Source organism: Shewanella sp. SR44-4 (assembly GCF_014163715.1).
Taxonomy (GTDB): Bacteria; Pseudomonadota; Gammaproteobacteria; order Enterobacterales; family Shewanellaceae; genus Shewanella.
On the sequence record NZ_JACJDU010000011.1, the window covers coordinates 38,301 to 56,046 of the forward strand.

The window sequence follows — 17,746 nt, forward strand, 5'->3', positions numbered from 1 at the left end:
ATTGTTCCATAGGCACACTAATTTAGTTGCTGGCTATTTATGTCAGCGAAACCATTACAGGAGCTAAGATGTCAGCCATCATCAAATTGCTCCAAGCGATGTTAAGCAGCTTCAAAGACCTTATACCCATTATCTTAGTGGTCAGTTTTTTTGAAATATTTGTGCTTCATCAAGCGCCTGCACAACTTGGATCTATTCTTGTGGGTGTGGTGTTTATTGTATTGGGACTGACCTTTTTTGTATTTGGTTTGGAAATGGGTTTATTTCCGATTGGCGAATCACTGGCTGAAGCATTAGCACGAAAAGGCAGTGTATTTTGGTTAGTTATTTTCTCATTCTCGTTAGGTTTTGGCACCACATTAGCGGAACCTGCTCTTACGGCTGTTGCAAACGAAGCAGCGCAGGTTGCCGCGAATGCTGGTGCGATAGAGTCAAACCAACAAGCCATGAGTTCCTATGCAATGGGCTTACGATTAACCGTCGCTATCTCGGTTGGTCTGGCCATTTTACTTGGGGTCATTCGTATTCTTAAGGGATGGCCAATCCATTACCTCATTATTGGCGGTTACGTGTTGGTGATGATCCTCACCAGCTTTGCACCAGCCAACATTATTGGTATCGCTTATGATTCTGGTGGCGTCACCACATCGACCATTACGGTGCCTTTAGTCACTGCACTAGGGGTTGGCCTGGCAAGCGTCATTAAAGGCCGTAATCCGATGGTAGATGGCTTTGGATTAATTGCTTTTGCAAGCCTTAGTCCAATGATTTTTGTATTGCTATACGGCATGGTGTTTTTGCAGTGATCGCTATCGCCAATAAAATGAGGAGTGGTTTTGCTCAATGAACTGATTAGCACTTTATTACTGACTGCTCGTGATGTCATACCTATTGCGATAATTCTATTTGGCTTTCAGCTGGGCGTGCTTAAACGCCCAATAAACCAATGGCGTAAAGTATTGCTCGGATTTGTTTATGTCATTATTGGCCTCACCTTCTTTCTCGTGGGTTTACAATTGGCGCTATTCCCTATCGGTGAGAGCATGGCCAATCAATTGACCACCAGCGAGTTTTTACACCCTGATGGTGGCAATGAGCCGTATATTTGGCAAGACTACTTTTGGGTTTATGTGTTTGCCGCCGCAATCGGTTTTAGCACCACCATCGCAGAACCGTCATTAATTGCAGTGGCCATCAAAGCCAACCAAGTCTCTGGTGGCACCATTGGCATTCAAGGTCTGCGAATGTCAGTGGCATTTGGCGTGGCGATTGGGATTACGTTAGGCTGTTTTCGTATTGTGGTTGGTGATCCCATTCACTATTACATTATGGCCGGCTATGTTGTGGTGGTCATTCAAACCTTTTATGCCCCCAAAATGATTGTCCCTTTAGCTTATGACTCTGGTGGCGTAACCACCTCAACGGTAACGGTACCGTTAGTCGCGGCATTAGGACTTGGGCTTGCCACCAATGTTGAAGGCCGTAATCCATTAATTGATGGCTTTGGCTTGATTGCCTTTGCCAGTTTATTTCCGATGATCACTGTAATGGGTTACGCCCAAGCGGTTGACTATTTATCCAAACGAAAAGCCACTAAGGAGTAACCTATGCGCTTTAAATTAATTGTCGCCTTTGTCGACGATGACTGTACCGATAAGGTACTTGATGCAGCGCGTGTTGCAGGTGCAACGGGTGCCACGGTAATTAATCATGCTCGCGGTGAAGGCTTAGAAAAAAAGAAAACCTTTATGGGGCTTACCTTAGATGTTCAGCGTGATGTGATTTTATGGTTGGTAGAAGAACACATGAGCCGCAACATTCTCGAAACCATTTCAAATGTAGGTGAATTTGACACTAATTCAGGCAAAGGTATTGCGATACAAATTGATGTTGAGGATGCCGTTGGTGTGGCCCATCAGGTTCAAAAGTTGAGTAAAGACATTGAGGATCAAATATGAGTAGCACAACCCCTATACGTAACCGCGACGTCATGAATAACCAGTACGTCATGGTTGATGGTATGCACACAGTGGCCGAAGCGATCCAAGAAGCCATTAGCAATAACGTGAATATATTAGTGGTAAATAAACGCAATGAGCATGACGAATTCGGCATGGTACTCATGAGCGATATCGCCCGCAAAGTGTTAGCCAAAGACAAGTCACCAGAGCGTACCAACATTTACGAAATCATGATAAAGCCAGTGCTTTCATTGTCTGCTGATATGGACGTACGCTACACGGCTCGACTTTTTGAACGTTTTAATATCAATAAAGCGCCGGTGATTGAAGCGGGTGAGATTTTAGGTTTTGTCACTTATGACAATATTGTACTTAAGGGCATGATTAAAAAATAATATCAATATACTACAGCGGGGCATTTTAGCATGATGAAGCGAAACAGACTTCATGATCAGTGAGCCTAACCGCAACCTAACTGATTGGCTGACTTTGCCCTACAACTCGATCTATGCTTGTTAAATTTTCCGGTATTTCACAGACAATATTACGTCCACTATTTTTAGCTCTGTATAATGCTATATCGGCAATTTTGGTGAGGTCTTCTAATTTTGTCATTTGATTATTACACTCTGCAACACCAAAGCTTGCGGTTATTGATAACGAACATCCATCATGTAACACAACCATTTTTTCAATTTTTTTACGAATAAAATTAGCCAGTTGAATAGCCGCTAATTTGTCGGTATTAGGTAAAAAAATAATAAATTCTTCTCCACCCCAACGCGCTAACACGTCACTATTTCTAATATGTTGCTTTAGTGTATCGGCAATACTTTTAAGGGTGGCATCACCTACAGCATGACCATAATCATCGTTTATTGTTTTAAACCAATCGATATCTAACAGGATCATCGAAAATGTTTTTTGTTCTCTCATGCCAAGATCCCACAGAGGACTGGCATTGACGATAAAAGCACGACGATTATATAACCCGGTTAAATGATCTACTTGCGCGATGACTTCGGCTGTAATCCGCGCTTTATCAACTTGTTTTAAATTAAACGCTAACGCCAAGGCTAAAATAAACATTTCAATCAGCATGCCTACTTCAATACTGTGAAATAACATCGTGTTATACGGAATAGCACCCCAAGTTGTTGCGGCAGAAAGGGCTGCACCACCCGCACCTAAAAATACCGCAGGGATAAAAAATTTGACCATTGCATGGCCATTTCTTAAGGCTAAAAAACCTAAGCTAATAAAAATAACGACTAATAATGAAGTCAATGCCACACCAACATTAACGGCGAGTAATTGATCTGCGTATATAAACAGCGACACAACTAACAACACCAGACAGGCGTATATCGTTTTATTAAAACGATATACGTTAGGTAAATAGACTTTTAATTTAAGGAACTCAAAGCAAAACGCGATACCGAAAATGATGTAACAATATAAAAAAAGTATCATTGCCCAGCGCTGCACAAACAAATTTTCTGGCCAGATAACTTTAAAACCATGGCCCGTGTAAGCGATATTTAAACTTAAAAATGACAATAAATACAAAGAATAATATATATAGCTACTGTCTTTTAAGCTTACAGAAAGCACAATGTTATAAACGAATAAGATAAAAAAAGCGCCGTATAAAAAACCATAAAAATAATTCGTCACTTCTAAATTACTTTGAATGATTTCTTCGGTCGTTAAATACAGTGGGATCAACAAAGGGTCTTTTGACTCAAACCGCATTAACACCTGAGTTATACCGGGTTTAAATACATGCGGTTGAGCGACCATTCGAGTTTGATTTGTTCGCAGGCTAAAGGGGATGGCGTCACCCGTAAATGCTTTTTCTATTACCTGACTCTGTCGAATAAAATAGAAATCTGCGTGATCTAACCAAGCAGAGTCGAGATAAAAAAACTTTTTTAGTGGTTTTTTTGTTGAATTATTAATCAACGCAGACACCCAAAGTACATCATGAGTAAAACCAAAACTGACTTTTCCGTCAATATTTGGCGCAAACTGTCCTTGCTGGTATTGGATAAACGCATTCTCAAACGAAACATCATCACTCGCAACCTGCAGAATACTGACGTGTTCGTTAATGAATAACTCTTCAACAACATCTGATAATTCAATAGGTTTACTTGTAACGTGAAAACTATAAAAGAATAAAAAGATCATTAAGAAGCGAATAGTAAATACTCAATCGAATTGTTTGATATTAGATTAGCCTCTGATGTACTTTTTGTCTAACAAACAGGCAACATCAAACATATTTTTGTTCGATCTTATAAACAATATTAATACGATTAATAATGCCATTAAAGGAGCCATTAGATACCAACCGTTAGGCTAATTGCTCCACAATAAAATCAATTAATGCTCTGGTTTTAAGCGGCAGGTTTTTGTCTTTATACAGTAAGTGAATTGGCATGGCTTCTGGCGGGATTAAACAATCAATATTCACCAGTAAGCCCGCAGCTATCGCCTCACTCACGACAATAGTCGGTTGTAAAATAACCCCTAAGCCATCAATGGCTGCCCGGGTGAGTACCACACCGCTGTTTGATAATAATCTGAAATGACGTTTACCAAAAATTTGTTGATGTGCAATAGACAATGACCCATTGGTAGAATAGCTGAAGCCCAGACACTGATGGTGGCGTAAATCGTCACGCGATTGTATTACTGGATGTTGTGCTAAGTACTGCGATGACGCACAAAATTGCATTTCATAATTCATAATATGGCGTCCAATTAACGCCGAATCATCCAACGCACCTATTCTCACAACTAAATCCACATTATTGTGAATAGGATCGATGAGATGATTATCAAGGCGTAATTCCACATCAATTTGAGGATATTGCAGTAAAAATTGATTCACTATCGGTGCTAACACGGTATTACCAAAGCTGACAGGCGCATTAATTCTAATACTACCTCGCGGCGTGCCTGTCATCGTCTGTAAGGTATTTTCAGCTTCTGTAATAGACGCTAAAATCGTTTTACATTCTTGATAATACACTAACCCAGACTCAGTGAGTTCTTGCTGGCGGGTGGTACGGTTAATCAGCTTAATTCCAAGGTAGGCCTCTAACTGATTAATGTGTTTACTGACCATAGTCCGGCTGATATTAAATTTATGCGCAGCTGTGCCATAGTTGCCCTGCTCAGCCACATGACTAAACACCTGCATCGCGGTTAATTTATCCACTGAATATCCCTAATCCTGCATCAAACCAGTGTTAATTATAAACCTATGGTGTTTTCTGTAAACACCATCAAACCATTTTGCCTTGCGCCGAACTGGTTTACGATGACCCATTATTATTAAGGGGTCGATATGGATAACAAACTGGATCAACAAGGCGTGTTCATCACCGCCGAAATTCACATTAAAGACCAAGTGCCATTAGCACAGGGAATCGCAGCTGTCCGTCAATTTTGTGTGGATATGAATAGCGAACCAGGCTGTTCGCTTGCAATGGCGCTGCAAAATAAAACCAACCCTAAACAGTTTGTTTTTTGGGAACGTTATGATGACCAAGCTGCGTTTGATGCCCACTTTGCAGCCGATCATACCCAAGCATTTATCAAATCGGCATTAACCGATCTACAGCAAGCGTTTGACTATCAACTATTAACCACTGAGGGATAATGAATGTCTGGATCAATTAAGTGGGCAATATTAGGCACCAGTTTTATCTCTGGTGTAATGGCCGATGCGATTAAAGCACAAGGTCAAAGTACAATTTATGGCGTTGCAGGGCGCAACACCACAACATTGGCAGAGTTTGCGACCCAGTATCAAATTCCACATCAATTTACTGATTTTGATGCGTTAATCAACAACCCTGAAGTCGATGTTATATACATTGCCCTGCCAAATCACTTACATCATGAATACGTGGTAAAAGCTGCTGATGCTGGCAAAGCGATTTTATGTGAAAAATCACTGTCCGTAGATATGCCAAAAACCATCGAAAGTCTTGCGGCAGTAGCTCAAAACAAGGTGTTTTTCCTTGAAGGCTTAATGTATTTAGCTCACCCATTTATGCAACAGCTAAGCAAAACGCTAGCAAGTGGTGTAATAGGTGAAGTTAAAAGTATCCGCGGCCAATATTGCGCTGCCATTAGCCAGTTTGTTAACCCTGCCAGCCTTGGGGCATTATTTAACCTAGGTTGTTACCCTGCATCATTAATGCAGCTAGTGATGCAGCAACAATTTGGCACCGAGCTGAGCCAGCAATACCACATAGAAGCGACCGGAAGACGTGGTCAAGACGGTAATATTTGCGAATCGACTGCCATCGTCAGTTACAGCAATGGCGTGCAATGTCATCTTCACACCGCTGAAGACTATGGTCTGCACGCAGGCTTTACTATCTTGGGCAGCTTAGGATGTATTGAGTTCACCTCAAACCCTTGGTTACCAGAATCTCAGGGTAATCATTTTACCGTTAGGTTATATGAACAAGATGTTGAAGTAGTAGACGTTGAAGCCAAAGGCAATGGTTTTTACTATCAAGTAGAAGCAGTGCTTAACGCATTAGACACTAAGCAATACACAGTACCAAGACCCTTAGTACAGCTCAGTGACTCTGTGGATGTCATGCAAATGCTAACAACATGGCATAACGCCGCGTTAGAAAGCTGCGCTGCGAACCACACCACTGAACGATAAACACTCGTTCACCCGCTGTTGCTGAATCGTCGATAATTCAGCAACAGCAACGTAAGCATATTCGCTGTGTTCATCACTAAGCTGTATTTGCGCGCATTGCGGTAACTGACAACGAAAGATAAAAGCTTGTGATTGATACGCACCGTGAAAATACACTCCAGACAGATATTGCACATCAACCTCACAACCCAACTCCTCTAAACATTCTCGCTGTAATGCCTGATGAATCGTTTCATTAGGGTCAAGTCCACCACCCGGCAAGCCCCAATGTTTGTCAGCATAATTGGCTTTTAACAACAGCACTTGCCCATCGTCATTGGTGATAACAGCGTGGGAACTGAGTCTAAATAAATCATTAAATGCCATGATGATTTTCCATTTTAAATTAGTTGTGATTGCTATGATGATTACTACACTCAAACAATCGCATTAGACTTTTATCTATCGTTCAGAATACGACATCAAATCAACTCTACTCTACTCAATAAGTAATTGAGAACATAGTAATATAGATAAAAACAACTAACATTTATGAAAGAAATTCTATTCTAAACATACACATATTCGATACTCATGGTATGTTGATTAGGACAAGTCAACCTGATTAATCTTAAGTTCAGTATTTTGCGTAATCATATGGCATTAATTTTAATTAAAAAGGTAAAGATGCTTAAAAAGTCGCTACCTTACTAACGCTTGTTTGTTACAAGGTTTGCTTTAAATTAGAGGCGGTATAAGTCTTAAATGAAAATTACTTTTAGGAAACAACAATATGTACATGATAGTTAAGCACACTCATCTAACAATAATTGCGATTACGTTTATATTTTTTATGATTAACTTTGTGTTAACGATGAAAGGGTCTGACAAGGTCAATCATAAATTACTAAAAATCGGGCCGCATGTTTTATATACTCTCTTTATCTGCACCTTTATTTATCTGGTTGTAGCAAATCCACTTAACCTGTACCCCTTTGTGAATGGTTGGGCTTCATCTAAATTAGGTGGTTTCGTACTGTATGTGCTCTCTATTACTTTTGCACTTAAGTGGGCCAAGTCAACACCGTGGCGTATTGTCGGCTTACTGAGCACAATCTTTTGGTTAGCAATGACTGCACGACTTGGTTTTGCCGACCATCTTAAATCAAAAGGAATTGAAGAAGGTGCTAATGTTTTTTATGACTTAGGCCAGTCTATGCTAACTGCTATTTGCTAAGCTGTTTTGATTAAAGTGGTTAATTAATTTTAGCCACTATTAATAAGACAAATGCTTATGCACTCGGTGTTTATTCATTAGGCCGATTTAAGATGTTTATAATAATTAGTCACTTGTTTTAGGCATGAGTGTGTCACGTCTACGCAAGTATTTAGGACAACTGTGGGCTTCCTCTTGGTCTGGTGTGGGTGAAGCGCCACGGCGATAGTGATAGCAGGGCCATAGTCAAAACACGTTTAGGGACATAAATGTGTCAGCCATCAAACTCAGAATTGCACATAAACGAGTTAGTTTGCTTGACTTAGAAATGGACAAATTCAACTGTGAATTTAAGGACGTTGAAGACTCTTTACAATAGAATGCATGAGCCGGACAGGCCTTTCTCGCGCATCTGACCTATATGGATATTGGAAATGTCGTTATGATATCGGGAACATCATTGACCCTGTGCTTCAAGGCATCCTGCGTATCAGAGTCAGGCTAGCTTTCGTTGGCCATGTTAGTTTTCGGTTTATATGCGATGAGAAGCTAAGCATTACCTTAATTAAGCTTTACCACTTGTTTGATGGGTTAATGTGAACGGAGTTTCTAATCCTGAAATACTCCAATGTAGCCTAGAAAATTTACCGCCAGACATAAAAAAGCTACCTTTTGGTAACTTTTTCATGTTGCGCAGAGAAGCTTAAAAAATTACTCGTAATCAGTAGAATAAGTTTCTTCATAGGTGTGCGAGTAAAGTTCAAACAAGTTACCAAACGGATCTTCTAAGTACACCATTTGGGTTAGATTGTTGTCGTCTTCTGGGTGGTAGCGCATGATATCCATACGAGCTTTACCGCCATATTGCACAGTACGTGCAATTGCCCCCTCAAAATCATCTGTTTGCAAACAAAAGTGGAAGATACCAAGACGGGTGAAATCAACTTCATGACGTTCTTGACGATCTTTCATTTCAAACATCTCAACACCAATACCGTCAGTCGTGACTAAATGTGCAATGTTAAAGCCTTTGAAGCCTTCACCAAATACTGCCACACACATTCTGCCAATAGCAGTTTCACGTTCTTCTTGAACCTTAGTGTTACCCATTACCACTCTTAGACCCAGCGCTTTAGTATAAAACTCAACCGCTTTATCCATGTCGCCAACCATCAAACCTACGTGATTCATTTTCATAACTTACCCCTAAAAACTATTGATTGATTCGTCATTTGTTTCGATGGAGTAATCTTACAGTGAACTAATAATAAATAAAAATTATCAAATATTATCAAATTAATAACTAAAATTTATGACAATTGATTGGTCAAAAAAGTAAGTTTTATCAAGTAATGGCTTAGCCAGAGTTAATATGACAGATTCAGCACAGCAAAGAAGCTTGAAAGCAATCAAGTAGAAATCAAATAGCAGGTTTTATAAATGAGTAGGTAAGCGCAGAGCCAAAGCGGACAGTTTATAAGCACCTAACTCATCGCGATCAGCTATATTCACTTGGCCAAATAACTGTATATTGTCTATTGATTGGTGAGAGACTCACATGCTTTAGGGAGATTAATGGCTCTGTCTTTCTATTTCTAGTTCAATTTCTAGTTCTATTAATAGTGCGGTATGTGCATCATTTGCTGCGTATTTTTTTTGATGATCGTGTAGAGGAAATATTGACCAATTTGATTGTTGTGCGCTCTTTGAGAGCCGTTGATTAAAAAATATCGCAACCGCAACTCTAGCGCCAACGCGTTGTTTAATTCGCGTAAAACGCATCACTTTTGAAGATAGTTCTTCTGTATTGACTAATTTAATTCCAAATTTTCTAAAAAGAATTTTTTTATCTTCTTTCAACCCAAAACCTACCTTCCTAATTGTTGGGTCAGATAATATTTCTGCGATTGCAGTAAAGTTTTCATAAAATTTAGTAGGAAATAAGAATACTTTAGATTTTGTGGCTAGCTGAATTAGATGAGGTCCATCACTGACCTCACCTTTTATAAAACAAGGTTTACTCTCTGTGTCAAACCCTAAACAAGAGTGTGTTCTTAACTCCGCTATTGCACTTATCGAGTCTGCTTTGTTTGTGACAACGATTATATTATCTAGACTAATACCATTATAAATGGGTAAATCACGAATTTGTTCCTTTGTTGGCCTTTCCATTGGATCCTTATTTTCCAGAGAGTCAGTATTCATCCATTGTGCTATTTACAAGGCATAAATCGCTTCTTGGATTTGCCCGATGCCACATCCAAATTATTAGGTAACGGTTTACTTAACCTGCTAACTTTACACGACAAATTGCATGATCTTAGGCCATAAAGAGCGCTAGTCACCGTTAAAAATTATTAACTAAACTGATTCACTTTATTCAACAGCCGCATAAACTCATCTTGCTCGTCATCAGCTAATGCCGCTAAAAAACGTTGATTGACCCACTCAGCTTCATGAATTAAATCTTGTTGAAGCGCTTTACCGTTGTCGGTTAAAAATATTTGGAATGCGCGGCGGTTATCCGCTTCTTGATGACGGGTGATAAATCCCTGGACTTGCAGATGGTCCAGCAGACGAGTCATGGTGTAATTAGCCACATCACAACGTTTAGATAACTCAGTTTGGCTTAAACCTTCCTCTTGCCATAAGGTAAATAATACCGGCCAAAGTTTACTGTCTAAGTCGTAGCGCTTTAAGCGCGTATCAATTTCTTGCTGCAAGGCAATATTAAGATGAGAAATCAGGTAACTTAAACTTTCAAAGCGTTTCAAATGATACCTCCTACATCGTCAGTGAGATAAATTGACTGTGTTAAGACAAATACTAATGCCTACACTGCAGTTCAACCACACTTGAACAGATTTTAGATTACCATCTCTATACGTTAAGAAAAGCTCTTTTAGTCAAAAGATAAGTATTCATTGATATAACGATAATAACAGGCTCGATTTAATTGCCCCACCAAGCCTCTGATTAATGGCGCGTATATGCCATCATCTGTGACGATAATATCTGCGATATTAATGGCTGAGAGCTGCGTACCTATGCTGCTGGTAAATATCAACTGACTATCATTTACCTGAACTTCCGTTAATGCGGCTTGATGATAGTCCACCAGCAGGAATGGATAGGCTTCAACGGTGACTTTGACTTTTTCGACCGGGGTGATTAATAAATACTCATTGTCGATACAGTGCAAAATACTACTGAACAAAGCCGCAAACTTTGCAGGCAACGGACTATTGAGGTAAAGCCAATCGCCATTAGCTTGAATATGAAACAGCGCTTCATCACTGCAAAGTGCCACACCTTGAGGGTGAGTATACGAACCTAATGCTGCTGTTTCATCTGTCATTATGCTTACCTATCCGAGTAATTTAAGTAACGCTTCAATAGGGTGTTGCGGTTTAAAACCAGCAAAGCGTTTAACTTGGCTACGACATGAATAACCAGATACTAATACTTGGCTATGCTCAGCAATTTTCTCAATGCTTGGTTGCCAAGACATTTCAAATAACTGCTCTGAGCGTTCAAGGTTTTCCAGTTCATGGCCATAGGTGCCCGCCATACCACAACAACCTAAATTAACGCTGCTTAGTTTGGCACCAAAGTGGCTAAATATCGCTTTCCATTCATTAGCCGTATTAGGTTTGGCTGTCGATTCAGTACAATGACTAAACCAGGTGAATTGCGGTGCATCTGTTGCTAAAGCAGATGCTTCACTTCGGTTTGCTACTACATCGGTTAACCACTCATTGGCCAATAGCACCTCAAATGGCCCACGACGCTGACCTAAGACCTCTTTGTATTCGTCGCGATAACATAACACTAATGCAGGATCTAACCCCACCATCGGCATGCCAAGGGCATGTACGCGGTTTAAGAAATCGGCACTGTTTTGCGCTGTTTTAGCAAATTTGTCTAAAAAGCCTTTAATATGAGTCGGTTTGCCATTGGGCTTGAATGGCAGTAATACGGGTTTAAAGCCTAACTTTTCGATTAATTGAATAAACCGATAAACCAAACCTGCATCGTAAAAACTGTTAAATGGATCTTGCACTACTAATACATGTTTACTGCGCTGCGCTTGTGGGATCGCGCATAGCGCATCTAAGTCATAACCACGGCTAGCATGACCATCTAAACGCTGTTTTAGCGTAGGTACAGATAATTTAGGCGCATCGACATAACCAATGGCTTTTTTAATCACCCACTTGCTCAGCGGATTTTGCGAGGCCAAATTAGTCAATTTAGGCATCGCGGCCATCAGTGGTAAAGAATCTTCGATACCTGCAACTAAATAATCTTTGGCTGGACGTAAATAGCGTTTGTAGTAAATATTAAAGAACTGGGCTCTAAACTTAGGCACATCAACTTTAACCGGGCATTGGCCCGAACAGGCTTTACAGGCTAAACAACCTTTAAGCGACTCCATAACTTCGTGCGAGTAATCATAGTCGCGCTGGTTATTGAGGGTATTTTGAGTACGCTGCATCCACCCTAGTGGTTTAGATTTTGCTAACGCGTCAACATCAACACCTTCTGCTTCAAGTAATCGCAACCATTCGCGCATTAATCCAGCACGGCCTTTAGGTGATTGTACTCTATCGCCAGTGACTTTAAATGACGGACACATAGGTGAATAACTACTGTAATTAAAACATAAGCCATTACCGTTACAGTTCATCACATCTGGAAAAGCATCACGTACTTGAACGGGGATTTGTCGGTCGAAACTGCCACGTTTTGCGCTGTCGACATTAAACATTAATGGGCCAGATTTAGGAGGCGCCACTAATTTACCCGGATTTAAGCGATTATCAGGATCAAACAAGCCTTTGATTTGCTCAAGCACAGCATAAAGCTCATCACCAAATACCGCAGGGCCATATTCACCACGGACACCTTTACCGTGTTCGCCCCACATTAAACCGCCATACTTAAGCGTTAAGGCGGCAACTTGATCAGATATCACTTTCAGCAATTGCTCGTCGGCAACATCACACATATCTAATGCTGGTCGCACGTGCAGTACACCTGCATCCACATGACCAAACATACCGTATTGTAAATTATGGCTATCGAGCAGTGCACGAAACTCCATAATATAGTCGGCTAAGTTTTCAGGTGGTACGGCGGTATCTTCGGCAAACGCTAATGGTTTACGACTGCCTTTTGTTGCGCCCAATAAGCCAACGGCCTTTTTACGCATGGCATAGATACTGTCAATATCCGTTCTGTCGGTAATAACTTGAAAACCCACTAAACCAAATTGTTGTTGGCTGAGCTGCCCACTGAGCATCTCTTCTAGCAAAGCGACTTTCTGTTTCACACCATCATCTTCGCCAGCAAACTCGACCATATTAAGCCCTTCAATGGTCTTATTAGGTACCGCTTTAATTTGCTCGGCAACTGAATGCCAAATAATGTCTTCGCGGGCAAGGTTAAGTACTTTTGAGTCAACCGTTTCGACTACCGTTGCTTTAGCTTGTACCAATGATGGGGCATGACGCAACGCAGATTCAAATGAATCATATTTGATGTTGACCATCATGCGGGTTTTCGGCAATGGGGTCAGGTTTAGCTTGGTTTCGGTGATCACCGCAAGCGTACCTTCTGAGCCCGTTAAAATACGCGATAAATCAAACTGGCTTAAATCATCGTTCCACACATGCTTTAAATCATAGCCCGTTAGAAAACGATTCAATTTTGGAAAACGTTCAATGATGGTGTCACGCTTTACGCGACAAACTTCTGCGACTTGACTGGCAATGCGATTTCCTAGTTGGTTGTCACCAAAAGGTTGCTCAGCCAGTTTATCTTGGTCGATTGGTGTGGTGGTTAATACGCTGCCATCAATCAGTACACTGGTTATGCCTAACACGTGATCGGAGGTTTTACCGTAAACTAATGAACCTGCACCTGATGCATCGGTATTGACCATGCCACCAACAGTTGCACGGTTTGACGTTGATAAGTCGGGACTGAAAAAGAATCCATGTGGACGTAAGGCGTCATTTAACGCATCTTTCACTACACCGGCTTGTACCCTCGCCCAACCTTCCTCGGCATTAATTTCTAGCACTTGGTTTAAGTGGCGTGACACATCTAAAATTAATCCGTGGGTAAGCGATTGGCCATTTGTTCCCGTTCCGCCGCCACGCGCACTAAAGGTCACTTGTTTATATTGTGGTTGTGCCGCTAACGATAACACCAGCTCGACATCTTGTTGATGTAGAGGATATATCACCGCTTGGGGCAAAAATTGATACACCGAATTATCGGTTGCCTGAATAAGCCGCGCACTGTAACGCTTGTCTATTTCACCTTCAAACTCGCTTTGTTCAAGCGCGTCAAGATACTCAAGATAGATAGGTTCTAATGTTTGTTTATGTGATAGCAAAGGTAACATAGAGGACTTATTATTTATTGGCATATTGTAACCATTATAAACAAAAAAAAGCCGCTAAAAAGCGGCTTTTATTACAACTTGATAAAAATACAGGTTGGAGAATAAATAAACCTGTAATTTTTACTCTTATTTAGCCATGTGCTTCGGCTAAATATAACCAAGTGTCAATGACCGTATCAGGATTAAGTGATACAGAATCAATACCTTGTTCAACTAACCATGCAGCAAAGTCGGAATGATCTGATGGGCCTTGGCCACAAATCCCCACATAAGCACCTTTTGCTTTAGCCGCTTTAATGGCCATTGAAAGCAATGCTTTTACTGCATCATTACGCTCGTCAAACAAGTGACTGATGATTCCTGAGTCACGATCAAGCCCTAATGTTAACTGAGTTAAGTCATTTGAGCCGATAGAGAAACCATCAAAATGCTCAAGGAACTGGTCAGCTAGCAAGGCATTTGAAGGTAGTTCACACATCATGATAACGCGTAAGCCATCTTTACCGCGCTCTAAGCCTTGCTCTTTCAGTAACTCAATGACTTGAGATGCTTCATTGACGGTACGAACAAATGGAATCATCACTTCAACGTTGGTTAAGCCCATTTGGTTACGAACACGTTTAATCGCTTCACATTCAAGCGCGAAACAATCGCGGAATGATTCAGAAATATAACGGCTAGCACCACGGAAGCCCAACATTGGGTTTTCTTCATCTGGCTCGTAACGGTCACCACCCACTAAGTTTGCGTACTCGTTCGACTTAAAGTCAGACATACGTACGATAACTTTCTTCGGATAGAAAGCCGATGCAATAGTGGCAATACCTTCAACTAAACGCGCAACATAAAACTCTACAGGGGAGTCATAGCCGGCGATCATTTCGTTGATTTCATTTTGCAGTTCAGCAGTCTGACCGTTGAAATCTAGCAAAGCTTTAGGGTGAATACCAATCATGCGGTTAATGATGAACTCTAAACGCGCTAAACCGACACCTTCGTTAGGCAAACGTGCAAAATCAAATGCACGATCTGGGTTACCCACGTTCATCATAATTTTCATTGGCAAAGGAGGTAATGTATCAACACGGTTAGTGATGATTTCAAAATCTTGCTTACCTGAATAAATTAAACCGGTGTCGCCTTCTGCACAAGATACTGTGACGATGTCGCCCGTTTTGATACGGTCGGTAACATCACCACAACCTACTACAGCGGGTACACCTAATTCACGTGCAATGATTGCTGCATGGCAAGTACGACCACCACGGTTGGTCACAATCGCACTAGCACGTTTCATGATAGGTTCCCAATCTGGGTCTGTCATGTCGGTCACTAACACGTCACCTGGTTCAATTTGGTCCATTTGATCAATCGAGGTTAATACCTTCGCGATACCGGTACCAATTTTATGACCAATTGCACGACCTTCACAGATCACGTCACCCTTCGTTTTTAAGTGATAACGTTCAATTAGCTGGACATCTTCACGACTACGAACCGTTTCTGGACGAGCTTGAACAATATACAACTTACCGTCGTTACCGTCTTTTGCCCATTCAATGTCCATCGCTCGGCCATAATGCTTTTCAATAACCATTGCTTGCTTAGCAAGCTCCATGACTTCGTCATCGTTAATCGAGAAAATACGACGCTGTTCAGCAGAAACATCTTCAATTTTAACTTGCTTGCCATGGCCAGCATCATCAGAGTAAACCATCTGAATCAACTTACTGCCGATATTTCGGCGCACAACAGCTTTATGCCCTTGCGCTAAAATCGGTTTGTGCACATAGAATTCGTCTGGGTTAACCGCGCCTTGTACAACCATTTCACCTAAACCAAAAGATGAAGTGATAAAGACAACGTCATTGTTTCCTGACTCAGTGTCCATGGTAAACATCACACCAGAAGCTGCTTTGTCTGAACGTACCATACGTTGTACGCCAGCAGATAAAGCCACACCTTGATGTTCGTAACCTTGATGAACACGATAAGAAATTGCACGGTCGTTAAAGAGTGAGGCATAAACATGCTTAATTGCTAGCATGACCGCATCAAAACCTTTAACGTTTAGGAATGTTTCTTGTTGGCCTGCAAAAGAGGCATCTGGCATGTCTTCAGCGGTAGCTGATGAACGCACTGCAAATGACGCTTCTTGAGTTTCGCTTGACAACTGCTCGTAAGCTTCACGAATAGCGTCTTCTAATGCCGGCTGGAATGGGGTTTCAATAACCCACTGTCTGATCTGCGCACCTACTTTTGCCAGTTTATTGACATCATCAACATCCAATGTCGCCAGAATGTCAAAAATCTTCTGGTTAACTCCACTTTGTTCAAGGAACTCATTGAACGCATGCGAGGTCGTTGCAAAACCGCCAGGAACTTGAACCCCTGCATTAGCCAGATTGCTGATCATCTCTCCAAGGGATGCATTTTTACCGCCAACCTTGTTTACATCGCCCATGCCTAATTCTTGATACCAGAGTACGTATTGCTGCACAGTTTTATCTCCGCAAGTTTTTATTTCAGTGGCCACTTCACACGAGGGCAAGAGCATCTTACACTCCCATACAACAAGCGTAAATCTATAATTTTATTTGTAATTTTATTACTACAAGAGGTCAGAATGACACCAAAAGTATTCTATATTTCAGATGGGACCGCGATCACAGCAGAGGTTTTTGGACATGCCGTACTTTCGCAATTTCCTATAGAATTTGAAGCACTTACGATTCCATTCGTTGAAACAATTCAGCGAGCTCAAAAAGTTAAGCAACAAATAAATGATTGTTTTATTACAACAGGCGAAAGGCCGCTTGTGTTCCACTCAATCATTAATCCTGAGATCCGCAATGTGATTTTTTCGAGTGAATGTGTCGATTATGACTTTTTGAACACCTTTGTTGCGCCACTAGAACAACACTTAGGGGTACAAGCTAAGCCTTTATTACACCGAACTCATGGTAAAAGTAACCATGGTTATGAAACCCGTATCGATGCGATTAATTACACCATGGAGAATGATGACGGCCAAACCATGAAACACATGGATAAAGCTGACATTATTTTATTAGGCGTGTCTCGTTGTGGTAAAACGCCATCAAGCTTATATCTGTCAATGCAGTTTGGTATAAAGGCTGCAAACTACCCGTTTACTGAAGATGACATGGATAACCTCAAGTTACCTGAAGCATTGAAACGCAACAAATCAAAGCTCTTTGGCTTAACCATCGATCCTCATCGTTTGCATGAGATACGTCAAAGCCGCATGGAAAATAGCCGCTACTCTTCATTAAGACAATGTCGACTAGAAGTGAAAGAAGTCGAAATGCTGTATAAAAAAGAACGTATTCCCTTTGTAAATACCACCAACCATTCGGTTGAAGAAATTGCCACCAAAATTCTTGATATCACCGGTTTAGAACGTCATATGTTCTAATTTATAAACAATCATTTTTTGCATGAAATAGAATGAA

The 17,746-nt window shown here is 41.0% G+C and carries 17 protein-coding genes; 8 read left to right on the plus strand and 9 right to left on the minus strand.

The features are described 5' to 3' along the window. Positions 1 to 68 precede the first annotated feature (68 nt). From H5125_RS07355 to H5125_RS07370, 4 genes are read left to right on the plus strand one after another with little or no spacing between them, the layout of a single operon-like run. Entirely contained in the window at positions 69 to 806 is a 738-nt protein-coding gene (locus tag H5125_RS07355) for a DUF1538 domain-containing protein (RefSeq protein WP_101086945.1), read from the plus strand. Positions 807 to 830: 24 nt separating this feature from the next. Further along, positions 831 to 1,604 carry a DUF1538 domain-containing protein gene (locus tag H5125_RS07360; RefSeq protein ID WP_101086944.1) on the plus strand — a complete coding sequence of 258 codons (774 nt, stop codon included), beginning with the start codon at positions 831 to 833 and terminating at the stop codon, positions 1,602 to 1,604. A 3-nt stretch (positions 1,605 to 1,607) separates the two neighbouring features. Next, positions 1,608 to 1,958: a P-II family nitrogen regulator gene (locus H5125_RS07365; RefSeq protein ID WP_011637728.1), complete on the plus strand. Its 351-nt coding sequence runs from the start codon at positions 1,608 to 1,610 to the stop codon at positions 1,956 to 1,958. Further along, positions 1,955 to 2,356: a CBS domain-containing protein gene (locus H5125_RS07370; protein ID WP_101086943.1), complete on the plus strand. Its 402-nt coding sequence runs from the start codon at positions 1,955 to 1,957 to the stop codon at positions 2,354 to 2,356. The genes H5125_RS07365 and H5125_RS07370 overlap by 4 nt, the downstream gene beginning before the upstream one ends. A 76-nt stretch (positions 2,357 to 2,432) precedes the next feature. Here the strand turns inward: H5125_RS07370 and H5125_RS07375 are convergent, their stop codons facing one another. Both H5125_RS07375 and H5125_RS07380 read right to left on the minus strand, forming a co-directional pair. Beyond that, positions 2,433 to 4,154, minus strand: coding sequence for a diguanylate cyclase (locus tag H5125_RS07375; protein ID WP_182743908.1), 1,722 nt, complete (start codon positions 4,152 to 4,154; stop codon positions 2,433 to 2,435). A gap of 166 nt (positions 4,155 to 4,320) precedes the next feature. Then, entirely contained in the window at positions 4,321 to 5,190 is an 870-nt protein-coding gene (locus H5125_RS07380; protein ID WP_101086941.1) for a LysR family transcriptional regulator, read from the minus strand. A gap of 129 nt (positions 5,191 to 5,319) precedes the next feature. Here H5125_RS07380 and H5125_RS07385 point away from each other — a divergent pair, with 129 nt between their 5' ends. Beyond that, entirely contained in the window at positions 5,320 to 5,634 is a 315-nt protein-coding gene (locus tag H5125_RS07385) for a putative quinol monooxygenase (protein ID WP_242445139.1), read from the plus strand. A gap of 3 nt (positions 5,635 to 5,637) precedes the next feature. Continuing rightward, on the plus strand, positions 5,638 to 6,660 hold the full coding sequence (locus tag H5125_RS07390; protein WP_220487264.1) for a Gfo/Idh/MocA family protein: 1,023 nt from the start codon (positions 5,638 to 5,640) through the stop codon (positions 6,658 to 6,660). Here the strand turns inward: H5125_RS07390 and H5125_RS07395 are convergent. Beyond that, on the minus strand, positions 6,622 to 7,026 hold the full coding sequence (locus H5125_RS07395; RefSeq protein WP_182743909.1) for an NUDIX hydrolase: 405 nt from the start codon (positions 7,024 to 7,026) through the stop codon (positions 6,622 to 6,624). The genes H5125_RS07390 and H5125_RS07395 overlap by 39 nt on opposite strands. Before the next feature lie 412 nt (positions 7,027 to 7,438). Between H5125_RS07395 and H5125_RS07400 the strand changes: the two genes are divergently transcribed. After that, positions 7,439 to 7,876, plus strand: coding sequence for a SirB2 family protein (locus tag H5125_RS07400; protein WP_243756170.1), 438 nt, complete (start codon positions 7,439 to 7,441; stop codon positions 7,874 to 7,876). Between the two features lie 690 nt (positions 7,877 to 8,566). Here H5125_RS07400 and H5125_RS07405 read toward each other — a convergent pair. The 6 genes from H5125_RS07405 to ppsA all read right to left on the minus strand — a co-directional run bounded on the left by H5125_RS07405 (position 8,567) and on the right by ppsA (position 16,770). Continuing rightward, the gene (locus H5125_RS07405) at positions 8,567 to 9,052 is read right to left on the minus strand and encodes a VOC family protein (RefSeq protein WP_101086938.1); all 486 of its coding nucleotides are present in this window, start codon (positions 9,050 to 9,052) and stop codon (positions 8,567 to 8,569) included. Positions 9,053 to 9,427: 375 nt separating this feature from the next. Then, entirely contained in the window at positions 9,428 to 10,060 is a 633-nt protein-coding gene (locus H5125_RS07410) for a 3'-5' exonuclease (RefSeq protein WP_242445138.1), read from the minus strand. A gap of 152 nt (positions 10,061 to 10,212) precedes the next feature. Next, entirely contained in the window at positions 10,213 to 10,629 is a 417-nt protein-coding gene (locus H5125_RS07415; protein ID WP_101086936.1) for a MarR family winged helix-turn-helix transcriptional regulator, read from the minus strand. Between the two features lie 128 nt (positions 10,630 to 10,757). Beyond that, on the minus strand, positions 10,758 to 11,213 hold the full coding sequence (locus H5125_RS07420; RefSeq protein ID WP_101086935.1) for a DUF1285 domain-containing protein: 456 nt from the start codon (positions 11,211 to 11,213) through the stop codon (positions 10,758 to 10,760). A 9-nt stretch (positions 11,214 to 11,222) separates the two neighbouring features. Beyond that, positions 11,223 to 14,270, minus strand: coding sequence for an FAD-binding and (Fe-S)-binding domain-containing protein (locus H5125_RS07425; protein WP_182743931.1), 3,048 nt, complete (start codon positions 14,268 to 14,270; stop codon positions 11,223 to 11,225). Between the two features lie 130 nt (positions 14,271 to 14,400). Further along, the gene (gene ppsA / locus H5125_RS07430) at positions 14,401 to 16,770 is read right to left on the minus strand and encodes a phosphoenolpyruvate synthase (protein ID WP_101087220.1); all 2,370 of its coding nucleotides are present in this window, start codon (positions 16,768 to 16,770) and stop codon (positions 14,401 to 14,403) included. A gap of 126 nt (positions 16,771 to 16,896) precedes the next feature. Here ppsA and H5125_RS07435 point away from each other — a divergent pair, with 126 nt between their 5' ends. Then, on the plus strand, positions 16,897 to 17,709 hold the full coding sequence (locus H5125_RS07435) for a pyruvate, water dikinase regulatory protein (RefSeq protein WP_101086934.1): 813 nt from the start codon (positions 16,897 to 16,899) through the stop codon (positions 17,707 to 17,709). Positions 17,710 to 17,746: the final 37 nt, after the last annotated feature.

Coding starts and splice junctions, on each gene's coding strand:
- H5125_RS07395 (WP_182743909.1), bottom strand. CDS start 7,026: ATGGCATTTAATGATTTATTTAGACTCAGTTCCCACGCTGTTATCACC.
- H5125_RS07370 (WP_101086943.1), top strand. CDS start 1,955: ATGAGTAGCACAACCCCTATACGTAACCGCGACGTCATGAATAACCAG.
- H5125_RS07405 (WP_101086938.1), bottom strand. CDS start 9,052: ATGAAAATGAATCACGTAGGTTTGATGGTTGGCGACATGGATAAAGCG.
- H5125_RS07400 (WP_243756170.1), top strand. CDS start 7,439: ATGATAGTTAAGCACACTCATCTAACAATAATTGCGATTACGTTTATA.
- H5125_RS07375 (WP_182743908.1), bottom strand. CDS start 4,154: ATGATCTTTTTATTCTTTTATAGTTTTCACGTTACAAGTAAACCTATT.
- H5125_RS07385 (WP_242445139.1), top strand. CDS start 5,320: ATGGATAACAAACTGGATCAACAAGGCGTGTTCATCACCGCCGAAATT.
- H5125_RS07365 (WP_011637728.1), top strand. CDS start 1,608: ATGCGCTTTAAATTAATTGTCGCCTTTGTCGACGATGACTGTACCGAT.
- H5125_RS07435 (WP_101086934.1), top strand. CDS start 16,897: ATGACACCAAAAGTATTCTATATTTCAGATGGGACCGCGATCACAGCA.
- H5125_RS07410 (WP_242445138.1), bottom strand. CDS start 10,060: ATGAATACTGACTCTCTGGAAAATAAGGATCCAATGGAAAGGCCAACA.
- H5125_RS07420 (WP_101086935.1), bottom strand. CDS start 11,213: ATGACAGATGAAACAGCAGCATTAGGTTCGTATACTCACCCTCAAGGT.
- H5125_RS07425 (WP_182743931.1), bottom strand. CDS start 14,270: ATGTTACCTTTGCTATCACATAAACAAACATTAGAACCTATCTATCTT.
- H5125_RS07390 (WP_220487264.1), top strand. CDS start 5,638: ATGTCTGGATCAATTAAGTGGGCAATATTAGGCACCAGTTTTATCTCT.
- H5125_RS07355 (WP_101086945.1), top strand. CDS start 69: ATGTCAGCCATCATCAAATTGCTCCAAGCGATGTTAAGCAGCTTCAAA.